Raw genomic sequence first — 23,480 nt, 5'->3', positions numbered from 1 at the left:
GAGCGTTGCCCCTTATTAAAACGAGGTGAAAAAGAATGTTAGAAAAACGTATACCAATTCCGGTGGCAGAAGCAGTGGCACGTGTAATGAAATACGCTCATCAAGGTGAAATAGAAAAGGTTTCTCTTATAGAAAGTTACGGAAGAATTCTTGGAGAAGATGTTATTGCAGATCATGATGTCCCTCACTTTGATCGCTCTCCATACGACGGGTTTGCGATTCGAGCAGAAGATACAAAAGAAGCGAGTAGTAGTAACCCCATTCAGTTTGAAGTGATTGGCGAAATTGGAGCAGGTTTTGTTTTTCCAGAAGAAGTGAAACCATTTCAAACTGTCCGTATTATGACAGGTGCCGCAATTCCAGCCGGATGTAATGCAGTTGTTATGTTAGAGCTAACTGAAGGATTTGAAGAAAGTGAAAAGACTTATATGAAATTGAAACGCTCCTTTATTGCTGGGGATAACATTTCTTTTAAAGGTGAAGATGTAAAACAAAATACCATCCTTGTGAAAAAAGGGACTGTTATTAACCCTGGAGTAGTGGCGCTTCTTTCTACGTTTGGTTATAGTACCGTTTACGTTGTAAAACAGCCGGTTATCGGAATTGTAACGACAGGAAGCGAACTGCTTGAAGTACATGAACAATTAAAGCCAGGGAAGATTCGAAATAGTAACTCCTATATGATAGCTGCTCAAGTTGAACGAGCGGGCGGAGTTGTACAGTATTATGGACAATTCGCTGACGATTTTGAGACGTGTTATAACACTGTGAAAAAAGCGATAAAAGAAGTCGATATTTTAATTACAACTGGTGGCGTTTCGGTAGGAGACTATGACTATTTACCTGCTATTTATGAGGAATTACGAGCTAATGTGCTTTTCAACAAAATAGCGATGCGACCAGGAAGTGTGACAACTGTAGCTGAGCTAGAAGGAAAACTATTATTTGGTCTATCTGGTAATCCTTCAGCTTGTTATGTCGGTTGTGAATTATATGTTCGGCCAGTCATTGGAACATATTTGCATAGAAAAGATTCGCACGTATATCGTACAGAGGCAATATTACAGAAAGACTTTCTGAAAGCAAACCCATTTACTCGTTTTGTACGAGGGAAAGTGGAAATTGTAGATGGAACATTGCAAGCTACACCAGTTGGTTTAGACAAATCTAGTGCAATTTCTTCACTTGCAGGGGCGAATGCATGTATCGTCCTGCCGGGAGGAACGAGAGGATTTAAAGCAGGAATAACTGTCTCGGTACTGTTATTAGAATCAAGCGCCGGAAGTGAGTGGCCGTGGGAAGAACCACTTCGATCATACAAATAATAGAAAAATAGATTGCTAACTTATACAAAGATAAGAGGTGCAAGATGGCACATACGTATTATGAAGTAATTGATACACCTATTTCAATTGAAGAAGTTACAAACAAAGTAATTCGTCGTGAATGTGGCGCAGTTGCGACTTTCATTGGTACTGTTAGAGAATTTACGAAAGGCCGTCGTACGCTATATTTAGAGTATGTAGCATATAAGTCAATGGCGGAGAAACAGCTTAAGAGAATTGGCACCGAAGTAGGAGAGATGTGGCCTGGGACAAATGTCGCCATTACACATCGCATTGGTACATTACAAATTTCTGATCTTGCTGTTGTCGTCGCTGTTTCTACACCACACCGGAAAGCTGCCTATGAGGCGAACGAATATATTATGGAGCGTATAAAACAAATTGTTCCAATATGGAAGAAAGAGTTTTGGAAAGATGGTGAGTCATGGATAGGTGATCAGTTAGAGAAGGTAGCGTATGCAAATGGTGAGCCTGGAAAGGAGATGAGAATATGATTGAAGTACTATTATTTGCACATTTACAAGAAGAAGTAAGTAAGTCAGCATTACACATAGGTTGTGAAAATATTACGGTTGCTGAACTAAAGGAAGTCCTTATTACGAAATACAACGTAGCAATTTCAAGTGAGATAATGGTCGCTATAAATGAAGAGTATGCAAATGAGGATGATATCATTCAAACTGGCGATGTCATAGCAATGATTCCGCCAGTAAGTGGTGGTTGATTCTTTTCAGCCTAATCATGTTAGGACGTGATTAGGCTGGAGGGAATGAATATAACTATGCATACATAGGAGGGAACAGGATGAAAGGTCCTAATTTTCAATTAAGTTTACAAACTTCTAATCTAGTTATCGGTTTTATGGTATGGGTTATTTTATCATCATTAATGCCTTATATTAAAGCGGATATTCCATTAACTGCGGGACAAATTTCTATGGTAACAGCAGTACCGGTTATTTTAGGTTCTGTTCTTCGTATTCCAATTGGCTATTGGACAAATCGTTTCGGAGCAAGAAAATTATTCTTTATTAGTTTTATTCTATTATTATTTCCTGTCTTTTATATTAGTGTTGCCAATTCTATGATGGATTTAATTATTGGTGGATTATTTGTAGGAATTGGTGGAGCTGTATTCTCAGTAGGGGTAACTTCTTTACCAAAATACTTTCCGAAAGAGAGCCACGGTTTTGTAAATGGTATTTACGGTGTCGGTAACGCCGGAACAGCAATCACTTCGTTTTTAGCACCTGTTATCGCAACTTCAGTTGGTTGGAGAACGACAGTACAATGTTATTTAGTTTTACTTGCAGCATTTGCACTTATGAACTTTTTATTAGGTGATCGTAAGGAGAAGAAGGTGAATACACCATTAATGGAACAAATAAAAGGTGTATATAAAAATGAAAAACTTTGGTTTTTATGTATCTTTTACTTTTTAACATTCGGATCATTTGTCGCATTTACAGTATACTTACCAAACTTTTTAGTATCTCACTTCGGATTAGAAAAAGTAGATGCAGGTATGCGGACAGCCGGATTCATTGTACTCGCAACAATTATGCGCCCGATTGGTGGTTGGCTCGGTGATAAGTTTAATCCATTTAAAATATTAATCTTCGTATTTATCGGTTTAACACTTTCAGGTATTATTTTATCATTTATGCCTAGTATGAACGTGTATACATTTGGTTGCCTACTAGTCGCATTTTGTGCAGGGATTGGAAATGGTACAATCTTCAAACTCGTTCCAATGTACTTCTCAGAACAAGCCGGTATTGTAAATGGGCTCGTTTCAGCTTTAGGCGGACTAGGAGGATTCTTCCCGCCACTAATTTTAACATTACTATTCCAATTAACAGGTCATTATGCAATTGGATTTATGGCGTTATCAGAAGTCGCACTTGCTTGTTTAATCATTACAGTATGGATGTATAGCCAAGAGAAATTGTTAGTGATGTTAAAGAATCATTAATAAGGAAAAAGAACCATTCCAAAGTATTTTGGGATGGTTCTTTTAGTAATAGGCTTCAACATGTTTTTATTGCTATCTCAACAAACGCTTGTTTTCTATAAGAATGTGCTTTTAAAATGAAAAACAGAAGGTTGATGGAATTTTATTTTAAAATATAGATGTCAAAAGTTATTTAATTAAAGGGCAGATTAGTTAAGGAAATCTTAAATCTATTCTAAAGATCGAACTCATTTTTAGAATGCAAATATTTAATTGAATCGGGATGTTTAGATGAAAAAAATATAAGTCCACTCAAGATAAACAAGTATCAGGTGTGTTAGGTGACTCAAGCGACAAGTATGGAATTGATGTAAGTATTCTTCGCATAGTAACTGCAGTATCAGATTTTTTTAGGGCAAGATTTTTTGGTAAGGCTAACGGATATTGTGAAAAAAGTACAATTAAACTAAAGAATACAGTTTAGTTCAATAAGATAAAGTTATGAATTTGTATAAATAATCTATAATTTTCTTTATGAGTCATATTTGATATGTTAAAGAAAAGAGAGCGTTTAATCCAACTAAAATATATGTAGAATGAGGTTTTAAATGATTATTTTTATTATATTAGACGTAATATTACCAATATTAATATTGCTGCTAATTGGTGCAATTTTACAAAGGAAGTTCCAATTTAACTTAAAGCATCTATCTACACTTATTACTTATTGCTTGATGCCAGCGGCTGTATTTATGAATATATATGATATTAGTATAGAGACAGGTTTGTTGCTCCAGATAATATACTATTTAATGCTTTATAGTTTGAGTCTGATTATAGTAAGTCATTTCATTTCAAAAACATTAAAGTTAGAAAAAGGAGAAAGTGTAGCTCTAAAAAATAGTATTTCGTTAATGAATTCCGGTAATTATGGATTACCAGTAAGTCAATTGATTTTCAGTCACAATCCAGTGGGGGTTTCCATTCGAATTTTTATTGTGATTTTCCAGAATCTTTTAACTTATTCATATGGGATATATAACTTACTATCAGCAACAAAAACAATCGGAAGTATTATTCAATCATTTCTAAGACTGCCTGTACTTCATGCGCTTGTATTAGGGGTTCTCTTTCAATCTTTTAAAATTCAAATACCTAATTCTATCTTTCTACCTCTTAATCAGCTTGCGAATAGTTTTGTTGCAATAGCAATCATATTGCTAGGAGCGCAATTATCTAACATTAAGCTTAATTTTTTCCATCGAGTCATAACATGGGCTTTAATTGGAAGGTTACTGATAGGACCATTATTAGCACTTGCCATGATCTATCTACTAAACATTGATGGTATTGTTGCACAATCATTATTTATTGCAAGTTCTTTTCCTACTTCAAGAAATACATCAACCATTGCTATGGAGTATCAAATAGAGCCTGAACTACATGCACAAATCGTTTTATTTTCAACACTTTTCAGCATTGTTACAGTAACTGTCGTTATTTATTTGTCATATATTTTGTTTTGAATATACGTGCAAAAACGAATAGATTTGAGGCGGTAAATGATGGACGGAAATCCCATCGATATGAGAAGAAAACAGTCTTAGATATATTGGGTGTCGTTTACAATTGTACCATGTCTGATAATCAAGCAGTTTAATTCAAAAAAAGGAAACGCATTAGGGGTTATTTCGGATGCAAATCTTTAAAGCATCTACATATAGACTTGCGAAAAAAGACACAATTTCGCTTATAATTGACGTTACATGAGCTTAGTTTGATAGCGATGGGGTGGGAGTGTCAAGTAAGAATTTTTTCTTTATTGATTTTATGCGGTTTTTCCGCAAAATTGTAACTAAGGAGGGATTCCAAGTTGAGTAAACAGAATATCAGCACAACAGTTTCAGGAGATATAATTGTTACCCATCTAGTTGGAAATATAAAAACAAATGATGTGTATGAATGGTTTAATGGTTTTGAGCAGGTTTGTCAGCAATTCATTTCTGAAGGGCGGAAATACAAATTGTTGGTGGATAGAAAAGGATACACGCCAAATCATTTTTCTGTTCAAAAAGTATGGAAAGAGAAGTTCTTCAATGAAATCATTTTGAATAACAGTAAGGCAATTGCATTTCTCCTTGAAGAGGGGGAGATAATGGATTATTTACAACAATCTAATACGAAAGAATCTGTGAGATTTTTTGATGATTATGAACAAGCGCTAATTTGGTTGAATGAATATCCAATATAAAACCTGTATTGAAGCAGTTGCTCTCAAGCAACTGCTTTTTTTGTCCGTAATTGTTGCCGCTATTTTTCTTCACAGATTCTTGTCCAATTGTTTGTCTGATCCTAAAAAGCGAAACTAAAGCAAAAGGAATAAACGCCTCTAAAAAACGTTTGTTCAAAGTTAATTACTATTTTAGCTAAGTGATAGATTACATTTTATGAGTACGAGAAAGCTTGTTTATAAGTTTAGGAAATATAGATGTTAGTTCCTGCTTCAAATGCTTCGTAAACGATGGATCTTTACCTGAAGTTGAAATAGTGACAACATATTCATCATGTCGGATGACACCAGGTGTGTGAAACGATGATTTTGTACCATCACTTACGACGTTAACCCACTGGAAATCATGGGCGGCCTGTTTGACCATCATATTTACAGCATGTTGATTTGTAGCTGCATAAATAAGATGAGCATCTTTAATATCATTATTACTAAAAGCTTTTTGCTTCCAAGTAATATAAGGAAGTTCCTTCATTTCCTCGCAAATTTCTGGGCTGATAACGGTGACAAAAGCGCCTGTATCCTTTAATCCGGACGCTTTTCGATATGCGATTTTACCACCACCAACTATAACGACCACTTTTTTATTTAAATTAAACATAAGAGGGTACATGTTATACATATATGCATTCCTCCATTCGTTCTAATAATGTTAACTTCATGTATCTATCAAACTGAAGACAGTTACAAGTTGTAACGTGATCGTATTTTTTTGCATGCAATTTAATTTTTTGAAGTAATAATCCGGTAAAGAGAAGGTACGGCATGACATATACATGGGATGAAGTCGATGTTATAGCCTTGAGCTCAGCAGTAAAAGAGGGAGTTCCTTTCGTTAAAAAGGAGCACGATACTGGCATACTGAGTTTTCGTTCGACGACTGCTCCGATTTGTTGTAATTCATGTAACGGCTGTGGATCACTACTGCCTCTCCCTACGAGTAAAACACTACTACCTTGCATTGGCATAGTTTCACGTATTCTTTTTACTACAAGTTCAACCATATGTGGATGTGTACTAAAAGGTTGTACAACTGAAAATGTTATATGTGGATATTGCTTTTGTATTTTCTCTATCTCAAAAGGAATATCACGTTTATAGTGAGCTGCTGCAAATAATAAAACAGGTACAATCATTATTGCAGTTGCACCCTCTAGTATTGCTTCTGTAACTGCATCCGAAATGGTAGGTGTCGTTAGTTCTAGGAAAGCTATTTTTTGAATCCGTTCGTTACGTTCTTTTATAACAGATTGAATAAAGTGAATGAATTGTTCGTTACCTTTTTGCAAGCGGCTCCCGTGTCCAACATATACAATTCCTTTCATCGTACCACCAAATCTTTCTTCATAATCATGTCTTGTAATTGCTCATCTACATTATGAAAACCGACTTTATTCGCATAGTGTAAAGTTGGAACGTCGGTATACGAGAATGGGAGAGTAAGAATATTGATAAAGCCTAGGCGTTTTATTTCTGCTAGAAACGTATCAATAGAAGCACGACCTTCAAATACAATGCTGTCCCATGAGAATTCAGAAAGCATACGGGAATGAATTTCATCGAAGCGATGATCAATTGTGTACTCATGAGTCAACATATAGGAACCAGCACCAATTTTTTCTTGAATAACAGCAATTCGGTTAATGTTTCGTCCTAAATAAATCGTTGAATTCGAAGAAAATTGCGCAGGTTTACTTAACAATCCATATTGCATAAGCTTTTCTTGAATAGAAAGGTTCATATACTGAAGCTCTGCCTGTAAGGAGCGAATATCTTTATGATATTTACTACATGATTGCACTAAGATGTCTACACTCTCAGCGGAACAAAATACAAGACGATCAACGTTAAAAATCTTATTAATTTGTTCAAAGGTTAATGTGTATTCTTTCTTTTGGAAAATTGGAATTTGATATATTTCTGCACCGGACTCTTGTAACATTTGCTTTATTGCGCTTTTTTTATTTGTTGCAGATGCAAGTAAAACTTTCTTGCCGTGCAATGGTTTACGTTCTTTCCAAGCGATTTGATTCCGTAAAGTAACAACATCACCAACAATTGTCATAGAAGGGTTAGAAATATTTTCGTCTTTGACGATAGAAACAATGGTGGACAGTGTCCCTGTGACTACACGTTGTTTACCAGTTGTACCCCATTCAATGACGGCTACTGGTGTATCTTTTTTCTTTCCTGCTTGTAGTAAGTTTTCACAAATTGTAGGTAAGTTTTTTATACCCATGTAGTAGGCGATCGTGTCGCTATTATAGGATGAATTATATTTTCCATGATCGGTTAAAGGGCCTTTTGCATGCCCAGTTAATAAAGTGATGCTATTACTGTAGTTACGGTGGGTGAGGGGGATACCTGCATAGCTACTAGCGGCGATGCTAGATGTAATACCTGGTACGATTTCATATGGAACGTTCGCTGCTGCTAAAGTTTCTGCTTCTTCACCAACGCGGCCAAAAATAGATGGATCTCCGCCCTTTAATCGGACAACGATTTTTCCTTCTTGTGCGAATTGAAGGAGGTGGGCGTTAATCATTTCTTGTCGCATAATATGATTCTTTGGCATTTTGCCGCAATACATAAGTTCACATGTTTCTTTTGTATAACTAAGAAAGAAAGGGTTTAATAAACGGTCATATAAAACGATATCTGCACGCTTTAAACAATCTATCGCTTTCTTTGTAATAAGCCCTTCATCACCTGGTCCTGCACCAACTAAATATACATATCCGTTCATAATCGCACCTCTTCTATTTTTATGTAAAAGGAAGCCAGAGGAGGCTTCCTTTCGTAAATTACATGTTTATATAAATGTCACCATCAATAACTTCTACTTCGTATGTTTGGATACAGCCGTCATCAGGTTTTTGCACTTCACCTGTTAGTAATGAAATTTTCCAATCATGCAGTGGACAAAAGACGAATTCTCCAGATACAATTCCTTCTGCTAACGGTCCGTTTTTATGAGGACAACGATTTTCTACAGCTCGAATATCTCCATTTGAAAGGCGGAATAGGGCGATAGACATACCATTCATTTGCACCTCTTTACCGATTTGAATAGGAAGGTCTTCCGCACGCATAACTTTTATTTTTTCTTTCGTTTGTATCATATAGATCACAGCTCCTTATTTCACAGTTTCTACTTCATACATCGCTTTTAATGATTTCGTTTCTAGTGCTTGTCCCCATGCTTCTTTATATGTGCCACGAGCTTTTTGGAAACGTTCATTTAACTTAGTGACCATATTTGCATCTTGCAGTATTTCTTTTATGTGATCGAAGCCTAAACGTTCTGTCCAGTAGGCAGTACGCTCTCCATAAATACCAGTTTCACGATAATATTGCATATAAGCTGTAGCGATGCGAAGGACATCATCTTCAGTAGGGACAATCATTACAAAATCAGCTTCGCGTACTTCCGTACCACCATTTCCGCCAATATAAAGTTGGTAGCCATTTTCGACACAAACAACGCCAAAATCTTTCGTCAGTACTTCCGCACAGTTACGCGGACAGCCCGTTACACCCATCTTCATTTTATGAGGTGTATCTACCATTTCTAATGATTGTTCAAGCAACATACCAAGTCCTAATGAATCTTTCGTACCGAAACGGCAGAAGCGAGAACCAACACATGATTTTACATTACGAAGCGATTTTGAATATGCATATCCCGAAGTCATATGTAAGTCAGCCCATACGTTAGGTAAATCTTGCTTCTTAACACCATATAAGCCGATTCGGCTTGCACCTGTAATTTTCACAAGAGGAACATCGTACTTTTTCGCAACTTCAGCAATTTTCATTAAATCATCAGCTGTTGTAACGCCTCCGTACATGCGTGGAATAACAGAGAATGTACCATCGTGCTGGATGTTACCATTCATTCTTTCATTAACGAAACGGGACGATTTATCATCTTCATATTCTTCTGGAATCGCCATACGTAAATAGTAGTTTAAAGCAGGACGACATTTTGAACAGCCTTCTTCATGTATAAAACCAAGAACATTTCGTACTTCTTTTGGAGATTTTAAGCCTTTCTCGTGAATGGCCGCTACGACTTCATCACGGGATAAAGTTGTACATCCACACATACCGGCAGATTGCGCTGAGGCATCAAAAGCATCTCCAAGTGTATGAGATAAAACTTGTTCCACAAGCGGACGGCATTTACCACAAGAACCTGCGGCTTTCGTACAGCCCTTAACTTCTTCAAAAGTCGTTAACTCTTGTTCTAAAATGGCGTGAACGATTGTACCTTTCGTAACACCATTACATCCGCAAATCGTGTCATCCGCACTCATTGTAGCAACGTCAAGTGCACTTTCTTCACCAGCTTTGTGGAGAAGGGAAGCGGCTGTATATTCTTGTATATCCTCTTCTTTCTTTAACATGCTAAAGAGGCGTGTACCGTCAGCTGTGTCACCATATAAAACGATACCGATGACTTTATTGTCACGAATTAATACTTTTTTATAGGAACGTTTACATTCATCAAAGATGGATATTGCTTTCGTTTGGTCATCTTCATAAATTTGGCCAGCAGAGAATAAATCACAACCTGCAACTTTTAATTGCGTACCGACGATACTGCCCGTATATCCATCAGTTTGTAAATTCGTTATATGTTTTGCTAATATCGCACCTTGTTCATAAAGAGGAGCAACAAGTCCATATGCGATACCGTCATGTTCTGCACATTCTCCAACTGCATAAATGGATTCATCATTTGTTAGCATATAGTCATTGACTACAATACCGCGATTTACAATTAAACCAGCATCTTTTGCTATTTGCGTATTTGGGCGTATTCCGACAGCCATTACGATTAAATCACAATCTACAACTTCACCATCTTCAAATTGAATGCCCTCAACATGGTCTGTACCAAGAATTTTTACAGTTTTCTTTTCCATTAGAAATTGCATGCCTTGCGCTTCTAAATCTTCGCGTAATAGAGAAGCTGCTTTGGCATCTAGTTGTTGCTCCATTAAGCTTGGCATTAAATGAACGACATATACGTCCATTCCTAAATCAATAAGACCTCTTGCAGCTTCTAAGCCAAGTAATCCACCACCAATGACAACAGCCTTTTTCTTTTCATTAGCGGTATCAATCATAAATTGTGTATCTTCAATAGTTCGAAATCCTGTTACGCCAGGAAGAGTAGAACCTTCAACGGGCAAAATAAAAGCACTAGAACCTGTTGCGATAATTAGTTTGTCATATGTAAGAGTACGATTTTTTTCTGTGATAATTATTTTTTCTTCTCGGTTAATACTTTGAACCCTTTCATCTGTATACAAAGTTATTTCATTTTCCTCATACCAACTATATTCATTCATAATGATATCTTGCATATTTGTTTTGCCTTGTAAAACATGAGAGAGCATAATGCGATTGTAGTTTGGATGTGGTTCATCTCCAAAAATAGTAATCTCATATGAATCACTATCATGTTTTAATATTTCTTCCATACAACGTATGCCAGCCATACCATTTCCGATCATAACTAAACGTTTTTTCATTTTCGTTTCCCCTTTTTTATGTGAAGTGTTGAACAAAGGATTATATTTCTATTATAGAAAATTTAAAAAGAGGGAGATGTGATATTTATCACATTTTTACAATGATTCACAAATTGTTAAAATTCGGACTTATTCGAGAGGGATGTGTATATTCTTTACCAAATGAAAAAACAGGACATAAGTATTTACACTCATGTCCTGCACTTAATTTACACTCTCGTAATTGCACGTGGAAATAAAATGTTATTTTCTAAATGAATATGCTCAAATAAATCAGACTCTAGTGCTTCAAGGCGTTGATAAACAAGTCGATAAGTGCCGCAAGCTCCTTCTGGAGGAGTAAAGTCATTCGTCACTTTACGAAGCTCTTTAATAATGTTGCCTGCGTGGTTATGTTCATTTTCCAACTCATCTACTACTTTACGTAACTTCACATAGTTTTCTTCAGTTGGATTTTGTTCAAATTCTAAAATTAATGGAAAATCTTCTGTTTCTTCTTTAATTAAATGTTGTTCTAGTTCCATCTTTAGTTCATGAAATAGCTTATGAATTTGAGCTAAATGAGGCTGACTTGCCCCATGAACACGTAATACTTTTGTCACATACGGACTTAATTGTGGCAACTCTTCATTTAAATAGCGATGATGCTTATTTATAACATAATCAATCAATTCGCGATAAGAAGCATTTTTCCAATCAATTTCAGATTCATTTAATCGTTTCATATTATTATAAAGCGTATTTAACTCTGTAAGCACTTCAGTAGCTGATAAATTTCTTTCATGAATTGCATCAATAAGCGGTTTATTGCCACCACAACAAAAATCTATTCTATATGATTTAAAAAGATCACTAGCTTTCGGGAATTGTGTAACGATCTCACCGACAATAGAAGTTTCAGTAAATGTATGTTTCATATGAACGCCTCCATAAAGTTTGAATGTAATTACTAAATTAAGAATAGCGATAAATGAAAATCAATGTGGTGATTGAAATCACTTATTATGTGTCATTTTTGAGAATAATAGTATGAAATTTATTTAAGAACACATCTAAATAAGAGAAAGGGATATTAAATGTAAGGCATTACAGTAAAAAAAGAAGCTTTTACTAAGCTACTTTTTTATTACTATTATTCGCATGCAACTCCATCGCCGTCTCTATCTAGTTTACGACTATATCCTGGTTGATCTTTATATAGAGGAGCTTTCCCCGCAGCTCTAACTGCATCACAATTTTTGTAATATGCACTACTAGTATTTCCTGAGGTAGGTTGTGTTTGAGTTTGCTGTGCTTTTTGCTCTTCTTGTTGCTTACGAGCTTGTTCATCAGCCTGACGTTTTTGCTCTTCTTGTTGCTTACGAGCTTGTTCATCAGCCTGACGTTTTTGTTCTTCTTGTTGCTTACGAGCTTGTTCATCAGCCTGACGTTTTTGTTCTTCTTGTTGTTTACGAGCCTGTTCATCAGCTAGACGTTCTTCATCCTCTTGCTTACGAGCTTGTTCCTCGGCTAGACGTTTTTCATCTTCTTGCTTACGAGCTTGTTCCTCGGCTAGACGTTTTTCATCTTCTTGCTTACGAGCTTGTTCCTCGGCTTGACGCTTCTCATCTTCTTGCTTTTGAGTTTTTTCGTCAGCCTCTTTCTTTTCTAGTTCTTTTTTCTTTTCGCTATCTTTTTGTTCTTCATTGTTAGAGGCAACTTTTGTACTAGTTGCTGTCGTTTTTTCAGAAGAAGGAGCTGAAATACCTAATAGCGCAACAAAAATGACAAATAATACGGCTGTAATAATAAATTGTTTTTTTGCTACACCTGTTTTCTTAATAACAGATAATATTGCAAGTACAAGGAAGAATATAAATAGAATGAAACTTAAAATAGCAAAAAATTCGATGACTGGGTGTTCAGATTTTGTTGTACCAGTCACTATTAATATAATTGAAATCATAAAAAGAATAACGGTAGGACGTCCATATTGTTTTGCTTTTCCATTTTTTTTAAAGAATGAAATGATACATAAGATTAAAAGAATAAAAGCAATAAAAAATAAAGCTGCACCAATATTACTCAAAATCGCCATTTTCATACCTCCATTTGTAAGATTTTTCTTATTGATTATATAGGAACTTATTGGATATTACACGTTTTATATAAATTTAGAAAATTAATATTTTTACTAGACTTATAAACATTTATTTGCATATAAGGGAAAATAGATATATTTACTATTACTTTTTGAAAGAGATTTCATAAATTATAGTATATCGATTGAAAGGAGGAGATTTGAATGGAATTTCAATTGTTGGTAACTTGTATATTACAAGAAGGTAATGCTTACTTTTTAGTAACGAAGGTAGACGATGTTATTACGTTAAAAGTACCGATTACTGCGGGAGTAGCAGGTTTATTTTTAGCTTTAGGTGTACCAAGATGTTCTTAATTTAAATATCTATAATAGAAGAGGAAGGGACATGCCTTTCTCTTCTGTTATTACATAATATAATTATGTAAACTTTAATATCATATTTGTGATAGCACGTTTGAAATGGACATGCATATACTATAATGTTTCATTGGATGTTAGGGGTGGAAGGTAGTTTTAATAAGTGCATCCAGTGATGTTTTTAAGCTATGAAAATAAAAGAGGTGCCATTATATATGAAAAGAAAAACATTTGATATTCCAGTTACATTGCGAAGAGAGTGGTTTTTAATAGAGTTAGCTCATTTAACGAAAAAATATGGAATTGAAATTGCAACTAGCAAAATGGGTGCTGCACCGTTTTTAAGAGATCAAGTTACAGAATCAAAGATAGGGAAAGGGTTACAATACGATAAATATGATGATGAGTATATAATTGAAAATTAAAGGGTAACAACAAAATTAAATTAGTTTATAACAAAATATAAAATAAAGCAGATTCTAAATATAGAATCTGCTTTATTATGAAATACTTCTAGTCAACTAACCTCTTTCTAGTGTTTTTCCTACATATTTCTCTTGCGTTATTCCAAAAGATTCACGAAGAATGCGAGCATAATCTTTAGATTCTATTGGTCGTTTATTTTTGGTGCCTTTAAAGGTTTCTGTGTAATTTTTATTTGTTAACGATATGTGACCATAAGTAGTTAATTTACAAGTGATAGCTCCTTTATTAAAAGGAGATTCTTTATGCTCTACAATCACTTTTTGAATGTTATTCACTTTTTTCTCATCTATTGGATCTAAAGTGAAAGCATAACCTATTTTCCATTCATTTGAAGGTTCAGATTGTAAGAAACTTGTAGATTCTCCGTTAGCTCCTTTTCTCATTTCTAAAATATGCGTACCTTTTCGAGTATTTCGTTTACGAATTCTATATTCTCCTGTTTGAGAGGAGATGGCTTCTCCTTTAAAAGGGACTGGATGTAAAGGGAGATGAGATGCAAAACCTGCATCCACAACATAATCTTTATTCTCATGACTTAATATGATAATGACATGACCATCATCGGGCTTCCATTTATTATCGTAAAGATCATAAACAGTACCGGCTACTTTGTATACTTGAAACCCACAATCAATTAAAAAATAATACAATAAGGAGTTTAATTCATAACAAAGTCCACCTCGTTTTTGAATAAGTAACTTTTCTATTAAGTTATCTTTTGAGATATTTTTAATAGTACCAGCCATAATATCAAGATTTTCATAGGGGAGAATCATTCCCATTTTTAATAAGATTTCATCTAAATCATCAAATGTTATTTCTTTTGCAGGAATTTTTAAGCGTTCAAAAAACTCCTTTTGTAAATTGGTCATCATAAAGTATTCTCCTTTCTTTTTACAGAATTTTCTTCTGCTCACCGATAGGTTAGTACTTCTACAAGGTTAATTCAAGTGCGCGGAAATTATCATAATATATGTTTCTGGAAATATGATTGTTTATTCGGAAATTTCAGTTTGATTTTTAATTGTAGGAAAGCCTTACAATATAGGGTCCTTTAAAATTATTTTGTATTTAATGAAAAGAAAGTACATATCTTTATTATGTTTTTAAATAACTAACTAGTAATAAAATGTTTTTTTACTAAAATTTTTTCAAGATTTGTATGCTTTATATAAACAATAATGATTTAAAAAATATCTGGATGTAGCGAAGTTAACAATTATTGAGAAACTTTTTTGTCGTATTCTATCAAAAGGAAGAGGTAGAAACAAAGAGAATAACGAGAGTTAAGGAAGAGGGTACACAACTAGTAACCTTCTAAAAATAGGGCTAACATCTTTTTAAAATCAAAGATTAGCTATTATTAAGGAAGGGAAAATATAAAATATTATAAAGAACACCTTCTTTCAAAAAAATAGGGGGAGTAATATGAGACTGATGAGAAGATGTGTGGCCTTACTAATTGTATTTTTTATCATGGCTCCAACGATTAGCACAAATGTACAGGCAGAAGTTGTAAAAGAGCTTGGAAAGGGGTTTCCTGACACAGAAGTATTTACACCTGGGGAATGGTTTTTAGGCCAAAAACCTGCTAATTATGATGAGAATAAACCACCAATTCTCTTTGTACAAGGAAGAAATGGTAATGCGGATAGTTGGTATGGAAAGACAGTATATCATGATATAAATGATATGTATGATTATGCTTTGAAAGCAGGCTATCAAACAGTGTTTATACAATTATATGATGCTGCGGGGAAAGGTTCGGCTAGTCAGTGGGATAACGGAAAACTGTTAGCACAAAAACTTGAAGAAATATATAATCATTTCGGTAAAAAAGTTAATATTGTAGCGCATAGTAAAGGTGGTATTGATACACAAGCCGCATTAGTTGAATATGATGCGAATCGATTTGTTGGAAATGTTATTACACTTGCTACACCGCATCACGGCTCAAATTTAGCAGATTTGTCATATAGTTGGTGGGCAGGGTGGCTAGCTTCTATATTAGGTCAAAAAGATGATGGTACGTACTCGTTACAAATAGGTGAAATGGCAAAGTTTCGTTCAACAATAGATAATAACCCAGCAGCTAAATTAAACCGTTACTATACGGCTACTGGGACTAGCTGGGGGCCAACATTTTCTGCATTATCTATGGGCGGGTTATATTTATCATCGTACGGTTCAAATGATGGACTAGTAAATGAATGGAGTGCGAAGCTATCGTACGGTACACATTTATTTACAGATTCCAGATTTGATCATGACAATATAAGAAAAGGATCAGCTGTTTTTACACGAATCGAACCATATTTACGTACGACAAATGTGGAATTACCAGCTTTAGTAGCATCCAGCACTAGTTCAAATGAAAATCTAGAACAATTAAATACAACTTCAAATCAAAATATTTTAGGAGGCGAATTACCACAAAATCAGTGGATAGAGCAAACCGTTACAGTTGATAAAAAAGCGGAAGGAATCGTTTCTGTACTAACTGCTTCTTCTGATGTAGAAGTACAAATGGTATCTCCAAAAGGAAAAATATATGCAAATAAAGATAGCGCTATAACTACTGGTGAAGGCGAATCTTTCTTTAATGGGGCGACAATTAGAACATTTAAGTTTGATAAATTGGAAGTAGGCGAATGGAAAATCAAAATGATGGCGAAGCAGTCGAAAGATGCATATTTAGTTGTAAGCGATTACAAGAATGACGCACCATTTGTTCTTCAAATACCTACAAAAGTTAAAGTAAATAAACCTGAGTATAAACTGAAAAAATCACCAATGGCACCTGAAATGAAAGGGGATCTTTCCATAACAGTAAGAGTCGTTAATAAAGAAGGTAAGTTAGTCTCTGAATTTAATGAATTACAAAATGTTAATACGAATACATTTACAGGTGCTTTGAAAGATATAAAACAACCGGGAGTATATAACGTTACGATGGATATAAAAGGGATGAATAAAGAAGGAAAACCATATAATCGTACGATTGTTAAGTCGGTTTATGTAGAGAAATAAGGAAGAATAAATAAGCATAATATAAAAGTGCAGAAATCTTGTGTTAGAAAGAATTCTGCACTTTTTTTGCGTGATGAGAGATAATAAAAGTCGAAGAAAACTGTTATTCAATAAAAAAAGATGCTGAAATAGCATCTGAATGTGAAGAAATAATATTAACTTAGTTTTGTAACTGTTAATTCAACTGAATTTATACCATTGTCACAAGTTACAATACTTTGACGATTAAAGCCACTATTATTTCTAAGTTGAAGAGTTGAATTAGCTGGCACTGTAACAATCGTTTCGCCAACGAGTTGAAGACATTCGTTATTTGATGAAGTATTCATTTGAATAGCGAAGTCACCTTGACTATTAGCAAGTGGATTGTTATTTAAAAATATAGTTATGACTGGGATATGTGGAAATACAGGATTTAAAGTAGTATTAATACTGGAAATGAACGAAACTCTATAATCACCAGCTTGTCTAAATTGTATAGTAGTAGGGTTTAGTAAGGAAACGCCTCCTGCTAAAGGTCCAACGTGATTAAATGGAAAAGGGTTGCCAAAAGGAACAGTTATAAATTCAGTTTGCCAAAAAGTTCCGTATGCAGGACAGCTTCGTTTATGTGAATGGTCACATGAACATTTTTTATTTGAACTGGAAGAAGATTTGCATGAGCATTTTTTATACGAGTTTGAAGAATGATAGTATGAACCCAATATATTACCTCCTATTCTTAATAAATGTAAAACACATAATAGTTTATGAAAATGAATCACAATTGGCGTGTATGCTTGTACTATAAAAGGAGATAGATTTGGAATATAAAGTGGTCAAATGATGAAATGTAGTATTGGGGTATTACCTTTAACACTTTTTGAAGATGATAAGGTTCAGAATTTGATAGAAAAATGAATGGGATTTCTAAATGGATTGAAGTAACGAGGAAACGTTTATCCCGCTATTTTCCGAGCAGTAAGACTCCCACCTCAAAATTCAGCGAAAGCAAAGAAGTTAGGTGGGGATGAACAAAACCCCCCACTGAGTAAAGTTTCACTTTACTATATTAATTTCGTATGACAAAACAGCAATATTATCTTTTGCTGTATGGATGTTATCGTTTGGTGAAGCTATGATATTTAATCGTATGTATATTAGATTATTTATTTTTTGTTTTTATTTGTGTAGCTGGGCAGGAAGAAGTCAGAAAAAATAGAATAAATGTACATATGAAGCATCGTTTGTTTTTGGTGTGAATAGTAATTAAAGATACGCTAAAATATTTAAAATTGTAACGAAAGAGAGATTAAATAATAGAAGGAGCAACTTACATGGAAAATATATTAAAGGTATCTTCAAAATCAAGCCCAAATTCAGTCGCAGGTGCAATAGCAGGTGTACTAAGAACAAGTGGTAATGTGGAAATTCAAGCGATTGGGGCTGGAGCTATAAATCAAGCGATTAAAGCAATTGCGATTGCAAGAGGGTTCGTCGCTCCAAGTGGTATTGACTTAGCTTTTGTTCCAGCGTTTCAAGAGATTTCTATTAATAATGAAGAGAGAACAGCGATTAAATTAATTGTAGGCCCTAGAAAGAAAAGGTCTTAGTAGAAGAGAGTGTTACTATAAGGGGAAAAGACTAATAGACTTCCCAGGTTAGATACGTTATTTTATGTAACCGATCCTTGGGTGTGGACACGGCATTATACCGGACGCATGTCTGTTAATTTCTCCTTAAATTTAGCAGGTGTTCTAAATACTTAAAAATGCCAAATCCTTTGTGATATAAGGGATTTGGCATTTTTGATGTTTTTAAAAATAAACAACCTTAAAACTGCTCATTTAGAAGATTTAGTTTTAGTAGCGGCCATTGAACGTTTTTATGATAGTTTACCTGATAAATGGAGAGAAATAGTAGCAGACAATATTGATTGTGCTAGTTATGTAGATGGGAAATATGAAGCGCACGTTTTAATGGAAAATGGTATGGAAATAAAAATAGAAATCTTTTATGTGGAAGAAGACAAAGATGAAGAATGGATATATAAAGCTTATAAAGTTTTATTATAGAAATTTCATTTTCATACAAAGACCTGCGGTAGTATGTCAACTGAAAAATAATATATTTTGAAGTTATCAAAGGACAAATTGCTTAAAAAAGACATCACGAAACTAGACCAGCACCGCATGTAAAATACTGGAATTGATTGAAAGGTAGCGATGACAAGTTTTATGTCACACTTTCACACACCTTTCAGGCGTAAAGAGTTGGTGATTACGTAGTAGCGCATCCACCAATCGCACAAATTTTCTTGCGGTTAGAACGAGTGCACGTTTGTGTTGATGTTTTGGTACTTCATTATACTTTTTTGCGTAATATTCTTGGTATTCCAATACATGCTTTCTTACAGAGTTGGCGGCTTCAACTAAGTAATACCGCAAGTAATGATTCCCATTACGAGATAATGAAGTATTTTCAGCGGTGAACCGGCCAGACTGGTATGTACGCCAATATAACCCGGCATATTTTGCGATTTTGGTTTCATCGTCAAATCTTTCGATTTGGCCAATTTCAGCGATAATACCAGCGGCATATATAGGCCCGATTCCAGGAATGGATTCTAATGTTTGCGTTAATCCAGCCATGATCCGCTTAATAGATTTTTCTAGTTCTTTAATTTGTCTTTGATAGGTACGAATGATTTCGATTGATGTTCCTAAAAGAATATCGATTGAGTCTTCTACCACCTTATCTAAACGGTACGACGTGCGAACAGCCTTTTGAATGGTTGATGCGACACATTTCGGGTCACCAAATCGATTTTTACTCTTTTCCTGTAGGAACTCAGCGAGTTCCTCTAAAGGCATGTCAGCTAGCTCTTCTAGACTGAATTTTTCAAGGAACAATTCCATCATGGCGTTACCAAATATAGAAGAATCGACTTCTTGTGAGAACGTATTACATTTATAACTTAGGTGTTGTAGAAAATGTTGTTTCTCCTTTGTCAACATTCTAACGAGTTGATAACGAGCTCTTGTTAATTGCTGTAATGCCACGTATTGACTTTCTTTCACGATGGACATTTGATTTCGCCCAAATCGTAAATAATCAGCGATGACAAAGGCATCAATTTCGTCAGTCTTATTCATGTCTGAATAACTTTTCTTGAAGTTTGCGACTTGTTTTGGATTTAGAAGAAATACCTTTGTGCCAAATCTTTTAAGTCTTCGTCATGATGGAGAAACATGGATGGGTGAAAACTGTAAACAGATGTAGATTCTAAGCCGATTTTTAAAGTTTCAACCTCTTGATTGGTTGTGCACTGTAATAATCGTTCTTTAAGTACCTGTGCACCTGGTAAGTCATTACTGACTGAAAAAGAATCTAGCTTTTCTCCTTCACCATTTAAAAAGCAAACTTTCATATCAAACGAACTTACATCTAGACCAACAAATAATCTCACGTAAGAGACCTCCTTTCGATTTAGAATCATTGCTTGGACGTCTCGAGATATCTCTAGTGTGTACGCCGACCAACAACCTCGTGTATAAGAGCTAGTCCTGAATCGAAAGCCGCCCTAGAGCTACTAACATCTAGGTTCGAGGATCAGGCTGCTCAGCCTGCGAGTAGGGAGCCCCGCGCGTTCACTGAGAAACACTCTTTTCGTGTGGTAAATCCACAGGGGAATACAGAATTGTCCCAAATGATCCTAAGACCATTATCTAGAAATATCTTGAGACGTCCAAGTATTTTCTTTATTACTGGACTCTTATTAGAGAGAAAAACTAAGCCTGAGATAGGGCTTAAATATTAATATACGAGGGGAATTGATATGAATTTTGTAAACTTTGAAACACAAGAGCAATTTAAACAGTTACAAAAAAATAATGTTGTAATTGTGAAATGGAAAAAAAGCGTAAGGCAGTACAAGGAATTAGGAGAAATCACACATCATAATTCTTACACAATTAATCGTATAAATGAATTGATTTTGAAAATAGTTTAGATGTTGTTGGAAATATAGTTAGTATATGTCCGAACTGTCATAGGTTGATTCATTATGGAAGAGACAAAGATAAGAAAAAAGTTTTAGAACTTCTCTTTGAACAAAGAAAAGATTCTTTGAAGAAGTTCGGTATTGAGGTATCTCTCAAAGAGCTATTTGGATACTATGGAATTCTAAAATAAGAATATTCATAGCTATAGTGAAGGTAGAATGTTTCATACTTAAACATAGCTATTATTGTGATGGAAATTTAAATTTCGTCTTTTGAAAGTATCAATAATTTGTATTATTTTTATAGGGTTATATATTTTTCTTTTGCTCTGCTGTATAGCAGAGCTCTTTTTTTGTCGTACAAAAGCCACCTATATATGTGAAGTGCACCCCAATTGTTAGGCTGTGTCTAACAATTGGGGTGCACTTCAGTCCTGTCGGGCGGCTTCTTTTAATTTATATTCACCAATTCATCAAACTTAAACTTAGTATTCAAACCAAAGGCATCTGTACAATATATAGTTTTCGTCATCGGTTCAATATGTAATACATTTATGTACATGTCTTGCACCATTCCATCACGATAGTATGAGATATGTATTTCTTCTTCCTCGTGAAAAGATTGCATTAACGCTCTTTCTATTCGTTCCATAGTATCTTGTGTTAAAAAAGGTTTAGGTACTTTATATTGTTCCTCAAACATTCTATGTATTTCCTCGTATTGCTCCGGTATTGAAGCAAACGGATTCCATTTCACCATACCTCTTCCACGTACTACAGGAAAGCTGTTATATCCCATGATGTAATACCTCACGTTTGTTTTTTTAACTCCACTACAAATATGTGTTCTTTTTTAAGGTTTGAAAAGGGACCATTTTGTTAACATGAATATTCAAAAATAATTTTTTCAAGTTAGAATATTCAAAAACTTATTTATGCAAACAAGCATGTCATGATAACATTTAACAAAAGGGGGTAGAAGTAGATGAGTGTTGACATTATTTCTAAAGAAGAAATCACAAAATTATTAAACGAATGGTATCAAGCTATGATTTCACAACGTGTATTACAGTCTCAGAAAATAAAAGAAGATATTGCAAATAAAATCAATAATATTAAGGAAGACCAAACAATATTAGTCTACTACGCTTTATTGAATGCACGGTATAAACTGCTAATTCGGGATATGGATAGTACAAAAGATATTCTGGACAAAATCGAGCCTTTACCAGAGTCTACAGAAACATTTTTAGAGTACTATCATCATTTATTTAAAGCAATTTACGCTATTAATAAAGCAAACCATAGTGAAGCAAGAATGCAATTTGAAAAAGCTGAAACGTTTTTAGAGTACATGCATGATGAAATTGAAAAAGCTGAATTTAATTATTGGCTTGCAGTCCATTACTATCACGTATTAAAACCGATCCTAGCAGTTCAATTTGCTACAAAGGCGAATGAAGTATTTTCAATTAGTCCAGGGTATGAATTAAAAACTGCAGCATGCTTAAATACTTTAGGAATGGCACACATTCGACTAAATGAATTCGAAAGTGCAGAGGAATATTTACTTTCAGCACTAGGTACCTTCCAAAAATCTAATGATGAACTTCTTATTAAACGAGTTAAGCATAATTTAGGACTTTTATACGCAAGTCAAAACATGCCAGAGTTAGCAATTAAACACTTAGAGGATTCATTAGAAAATAACGCTAAAACTATGTTTCTTTTAGCAAGAGAACATTTTAAGTTAGGTTATAGTCATATCGCTAATGAATATATTGAGAATGGCTATAAGATTAGCGACTTATGTTATCGTCATCATTTCCGAATTTTAAAAGCAGTACATAACTATGTACCGCAAGAAGAATTAGAAAATGTGGTTATAGAAGGTATTTCGTATTTTGAAAAAGAAGAATTATATGATTGGGTAAAAGAATATGCTTCTCTTTTAGGTGAAAGATTCTATGGTTCAGAAAATCACAGAAAAGCAAGCAAGTATTTGCACATCGCTTTAGATGCAGACAAAAAGAGCATAGAAAGAAGGGCGCTAAAATGAAAAAAGCAATCTTATTAATGATGATGTTATCCGCTGTTTTTACTTTTGGTCTTACTAATGTAAAAGACATACCACAAAACGAAGCAATTGAAGTGTTTATGGATCATGGAGAACATATTTAAAACCTAAGGAAGAGGGCGCTTATAGTGTCCTCTTTTTAATATTTATTATTTATATGATGAGGTTGCAGGTACGTCTTTTGGTTATTGTTTGATAAACGTAGGATGTTTCTAAAAATGTGTATACAAAGGTGTATTTTTGTACTGTATATGTTCACGTACTATATAAAAAAGTATGAAAATCTATAAAAATAATTATTTCAATAAAATTTGTTTTAGATATTAAAAAGTG

At 34.5% G+C, this 23,480-nt stretch carries 24 protein-coding genes and 2 pseudogenes; 15 read left to right on the top strand and 11 right to left on the bottom strand.

Annotation, left to right across the window (positions count from 1 at the left end):
* Positions 1-35: 35 nt before the first annotated feature.
* The 6 genes from MHI28_RS06095 to MHI28_RS06070 all read left to right on the top strand — a co-directional run bounded on the left by MHI28_RS06095 (position 36) and on the right by MHI28_RS06070 (position 5,550).
* Entirely contained in the window at positions 36-1,325 is a 1,290-nt protein-coding gene (locus MHI28_RS06095; RefSeq protein ID WP_000890797.1) for a molybdopterin molybdotransferase MoeA, read from the top strand.
* A gap of 44 nt (positions 1,326-1,369) precedes the next feature.
* A complete protein-coding gene (locus tag MHI28_RS06090; RefSeq protein WP_000951544.1) occupies positions 1,370-1,840 on the top strand; it encodes a molybdenum cofactor biosynthesis protein MoaE in 471 nt (156 codons plus the stop codon).
* On the top strand, positions 1,837-2,070 hold the full coding sequence (moaD, locus tag MHI28_RS06085; protein WP_000573687.1) for a molybdopterin converting factor subunit 1: 234 nt from the start codon (positions 1,837-1,839) through the stop codon (positions 2,068-2,070). Before MHI28_RS06090 ends, moaD begins: the two co-directional genes overlap by 4 nt.
* 80 nt (positions 2,071-2,150) lie before the next feature.
* On the top strand, positions 2,151-3,320 hold the full coding sequence (gene narK / locus MHI28_RS06080) for a nitrate transporter NarK (protein ID WP_000678170.1): 1,170 nt from the start codon (positions 2,151-2,153) through the stop codon (positions 3,318-3,320).
* A 587-nt stretch (positions 3,321-3,907) separates the two neighbouring features.
* On the top strand, positions 3,908-4,825 hold the full coding sequence (locus MHI28_RS06075) for an AEC family transporter (protein ID WP_340827688.1): 918 nt from the start codon (positions 3,908-3,910) through the stop codon (positions 4,823-4,825).
* Between the two features lie 347 nt (positions 4,826-5,172).
* Positions 5,173-5,550, top strand: a complete 378-nt coding sequence (locus tag MHI28_RS06070; protein WP_340827687.1) for an STAS/SEC14 domain-containing protein — start codon at positions 5,173-5,175, stop codon at positions 5,548-5,550.
* A gap of 187 nt (positions 5,551-5,737) precedes the next feature.
* Here MHI28_RS06070 and MHI28_RS06065 read toward each other — a convergent pair whose 3' ends face one another.
* From MHI28_RS06065 to MHI28_RS06035, 7 genes are all read right to left on the bottom strand, one after another.
* On the bottom strand, positions 5,738-6,211 hold the full coding sequence (locus MHI28_RS06065; RefSeq protein WP_000282583.1) for a precorrin-2 dehydrogenase: 474 nt from the start codon (positions 6,209-6,211) through the stop codon (positions 5,738-5,740).
* Positions 6,204-6,914 (bottom strand): sirohydrochlorin chelatase, encoded by a 711-nt coding sequence (locus tag MHI28_RS06060; RefSeq protein WP_000676489.1) that lies wholly within the window; start codon positions 6,912-6,914, stop codon positions 6,204-6,206. Before MHI28_RS06060 ends, MHI28_RS06065 begins: the two co-directional genes overlap by 8 nt.
* Complete coding sequence (locus tag MHI28_RS06055) at positions 6,911-8,335, bottom strand: uroporphyrin-III C-methyltransferase (RefSeq protein ID WP_086412932.1); 1,425 nt, start codon at positions 8,333-8,335, stop codon at positions 6,911-6,913. Before MHI28_RS06055 ends, MHI28_RS06060 begins: the two co-directional genes overlap by 4 nt.
* Positions 8,336-8,393: 58 nt before the next feature.
* The gene (gene nirD, locus MHI28_RS06050) at positions 8,394-8,711 is read right to left on the bottom strand and encodes a nitrite reductase small subunit NirD (protein WP_000616697.1); all 318 of its coding nucleotides are present in this window, start codon (positions 8,709-8,711) and stop codon (positions 8,394-8,396) included.
* A 15-nt stretch (positions 8,712-8,726) separates the two neighbouring features.
* On the bottom strand, positions 8,727-11,132 hold the full coding sequence (gene nirB, locus MHI28_RS06045; RefSeq protein WP_086412931.1) for an NADPH-nitrite reductase large subunit: 2,406 nt from the start codon (positions 11,130-11,132) through the stop codon (positions 8,727-8,729).
* Positions 11,133-11,341: 209 nt separating this feature from the next.
* Positions 11,342-12,049, bottom strand: coding sequence for an iron-sulfur cluster repair di-iron protein (gene ric / locus MHI28_RS06040; protein ID WP_000683171.1), 708 nt, complete (start codon positions 12,047-12,049; stop codon positions 11,342-11,344).
* Between the two features lie 215 nt (positions 12,050-12,264).
* The gene (locus MHI28_RS06035; protein ID WP_044784199.1) at positions 12,265-13,209 is read right to left on the bottom strand and encodes an excalibur calcium-binding domain-containing protein; all 945 of its coding nucleotides are present in this window, start codon (positions 13,207-13,209) and stop codon (positions 12,265-12,267) included.
* 207 nt (positions 13,210-13,416) lie between these two features.
* On the opposite strand from MHI28_RS06035, the gene exsG reads away from it, so the two are divergent.
* Entirely contained in the window at positions 13,417-13,569 is a 153-nt protein-coding gene (gene exsG / locus MHI28_RS06030) for an exosporium protein ExsG (RefSeq protein ID WP_000395679.1), read from the top strand.
* Positions 13,570-13,787: 218 nt separating this feature from the next.
* Positions 13,788-13,997: a hypothetical protein gene (locus MHI28_RS06025; protein ID WP_000824195.1), complete on the top strand. Its 210-nt coding sequence runs from the start codon at positions 13,788-13,790 to the stop codon at positions 13,995-13,997.
* 96 nt (positions 13,998-14,093) lie between these two features.
* Here MHI28_RS06025 and MHI28_RS06020 read toward each other — a convergent pair whose 3' ends face one another.
* Positions 14,094-14,933 carry an arylamine N-acetyltransferase family protein gene (locus MHI28_RS06020; protein ID WP_000988895.1) on the bottom strand — a complete coding sequence of 280 codons (840 nt, stop codon included), beginning with the start codon at positions 14,931-14,933 and terminating at the stop codon, positions 14,094-14,096.
* Positions 14,934-15,486: 553 nt separating this feature from the next.
* Between MHI28_RS06020 and MHI28_RS06015 the strand changes: the two genes are divergently transcribed.
* Positions 15,487-17,088, top strand: a complete 1,602-nt coding sequence (locus MHI28_RS06015; RefSeq protein ID WP_001238698.1) for an esterase/lipase family protein — start codon at positions 15,487-15,489, stop codon at positions 17,086-17,088.
* Positions 17,089-17,243: 155 nt separating this feature from the next.
* Here MHI28_RS06015 and MHI28_RS06010 read toward each other — a convergent pair whose 3' ends face one another.
* Entirely contained in the window at positions 17,244-17,792 is a 549-nt protein-coding gene (locus tag MHI28_RS06010; RefSeq protein WP_000536156.1) for a hypothetical protein, read from the bottom strand.
* Positions 17,793-18,404: 612 nt separating this feature from the next.
* On the opposite strand from MHI28_RS06010, the gene MHI28_RS06005 reads away from it, so the two are divergent.
* Together MHI28_RS06005 and MHI28_RS06000 are read left to right on the top strand one after the other, a co-directional pair.
* Positions 18,405-18,680 (top strand): stage V sporulation protein S, encoded by a 276-nt coding sequence (locus MHI28_RS06005; protein WP_000427801.1) that lies wholly within the window; start codon positions 18,405-18,407, stop codon positions 18,678-18,680.
* A gap of 198 nt (positions 18,681-18,878) precedes the next feature.
* Positions 18,879-19,142 (top strand): hypothetical protein, encoded by a 264-nt coding sequence (locus MHI28_RS06000; protein ID WP_000478848.1) that lies wholly within the window; start codon positions 18,879-18,881, stop codon positions 19,140-19,142.
* Between the two features lie 165 nt (positions 19,143-19,307).
* Here the strand turns inward: MHI28_RS06000 and MHI28_RS05995 are convergent.
* Positions 19,308-20,536 (bottom strand): annotated as a pseudogene (locus MHI28_RS05995) (IS110 family transposase).
* A gap of 369 nt (positions 20,537-20,905) precedes the next feature.
* Between MHI28_RS05995 and MHI28_RS05990 the strand changes: the two are divergent.
* Together MHI28_RS05990 and MHI28_RS05985 are read left to right on the top strand one after the other, a co-directional pair.
* On the top strand, positions 20,906-21,079 hold the full coding sequence (locus MHI28_RS05990) for a hypothetical protein (RefSeq protein WP_001012095.1): 174 nt from the start codon (positions 20,906-20,908) through the stop codon (positions 21,077-21,079).
* Positions 21,061-21,261: pseudogene (locus MHI28_RS05985) on the top strand (HNH endonuclease); the annotation flags it as partial. The gene MHI28_RS05990 and the pseudogene MHI28_RS05985, both read left to right, overlap by 19 nt.
* Before the next feature lie 260 nt (positions 21,262-21,521).
* Here MHI28_RS05985 and MHI28_RS05980 read toward each other — a convergent pair.
* Positions 21,522-21,869, bottom strand: a complete 348-nt coding sequence (locus MHI28_RS05980; protein ID WP_000541073.1) for a YolD-like family protein — start codon at positions 21,867-21,869, stop codon at positions 21,522-21,524.
* A gap of 186 nt (positions 21,870-22,055) precedes the next feature.
* Here MHI28_RS05980 and MHI28_RS05975 point away from each other — a divergent pair, with 186 nt between their 5' ends.
* Together MHI28_RS05975 and MHI28_RS05970 are read left to right on the top strand one after the other, a co-directional pair.
* Positions 22,056-23,129: a response regulator aspartate phosphatase gene (locus MHI28_RS05975; protein WP_000109862.1), complete on the top strand. Its 1,074-nt coding sequence runs from the start codon at positions 22,056-22,058 to the stop codon at positions 23,127-23,129.
* Positions 23,126-23,251 carry a hypothetical protein gene (locus tag MHI28_RS05970; protein ID WP_000709202.1) on the top strand — a complete coding sequence of 42 codons (126 nt, stop codon included), beginning with the start codon at positions 23,126-23,128 and terminating at the stop codon, positions 23,249-23,251. Before MHI28_RS05975 ends, MHI28_RS05970 begins: the two co-directional genes overlap by 4 nt.
* Positions 23,252-23,480 lie beyond the last annotated feature (229 nt).

Origin of the sequence: Bacillus sp. FSL K6-0268 (genome assembly GCF_038005425.1) — a bacterium.
Classification (GTDB): Bacteria; Bacillota; Bacilli; order Bacillales; family Bacillaceae_G; genus Bacillus_A; species Bacillus_A thuringiensis_S.
The sequence above is the reverse complement of the archived record's forward strand: the minus strand, read 5'-3'. Positions and strand labels throughout refer to the sequence as shown.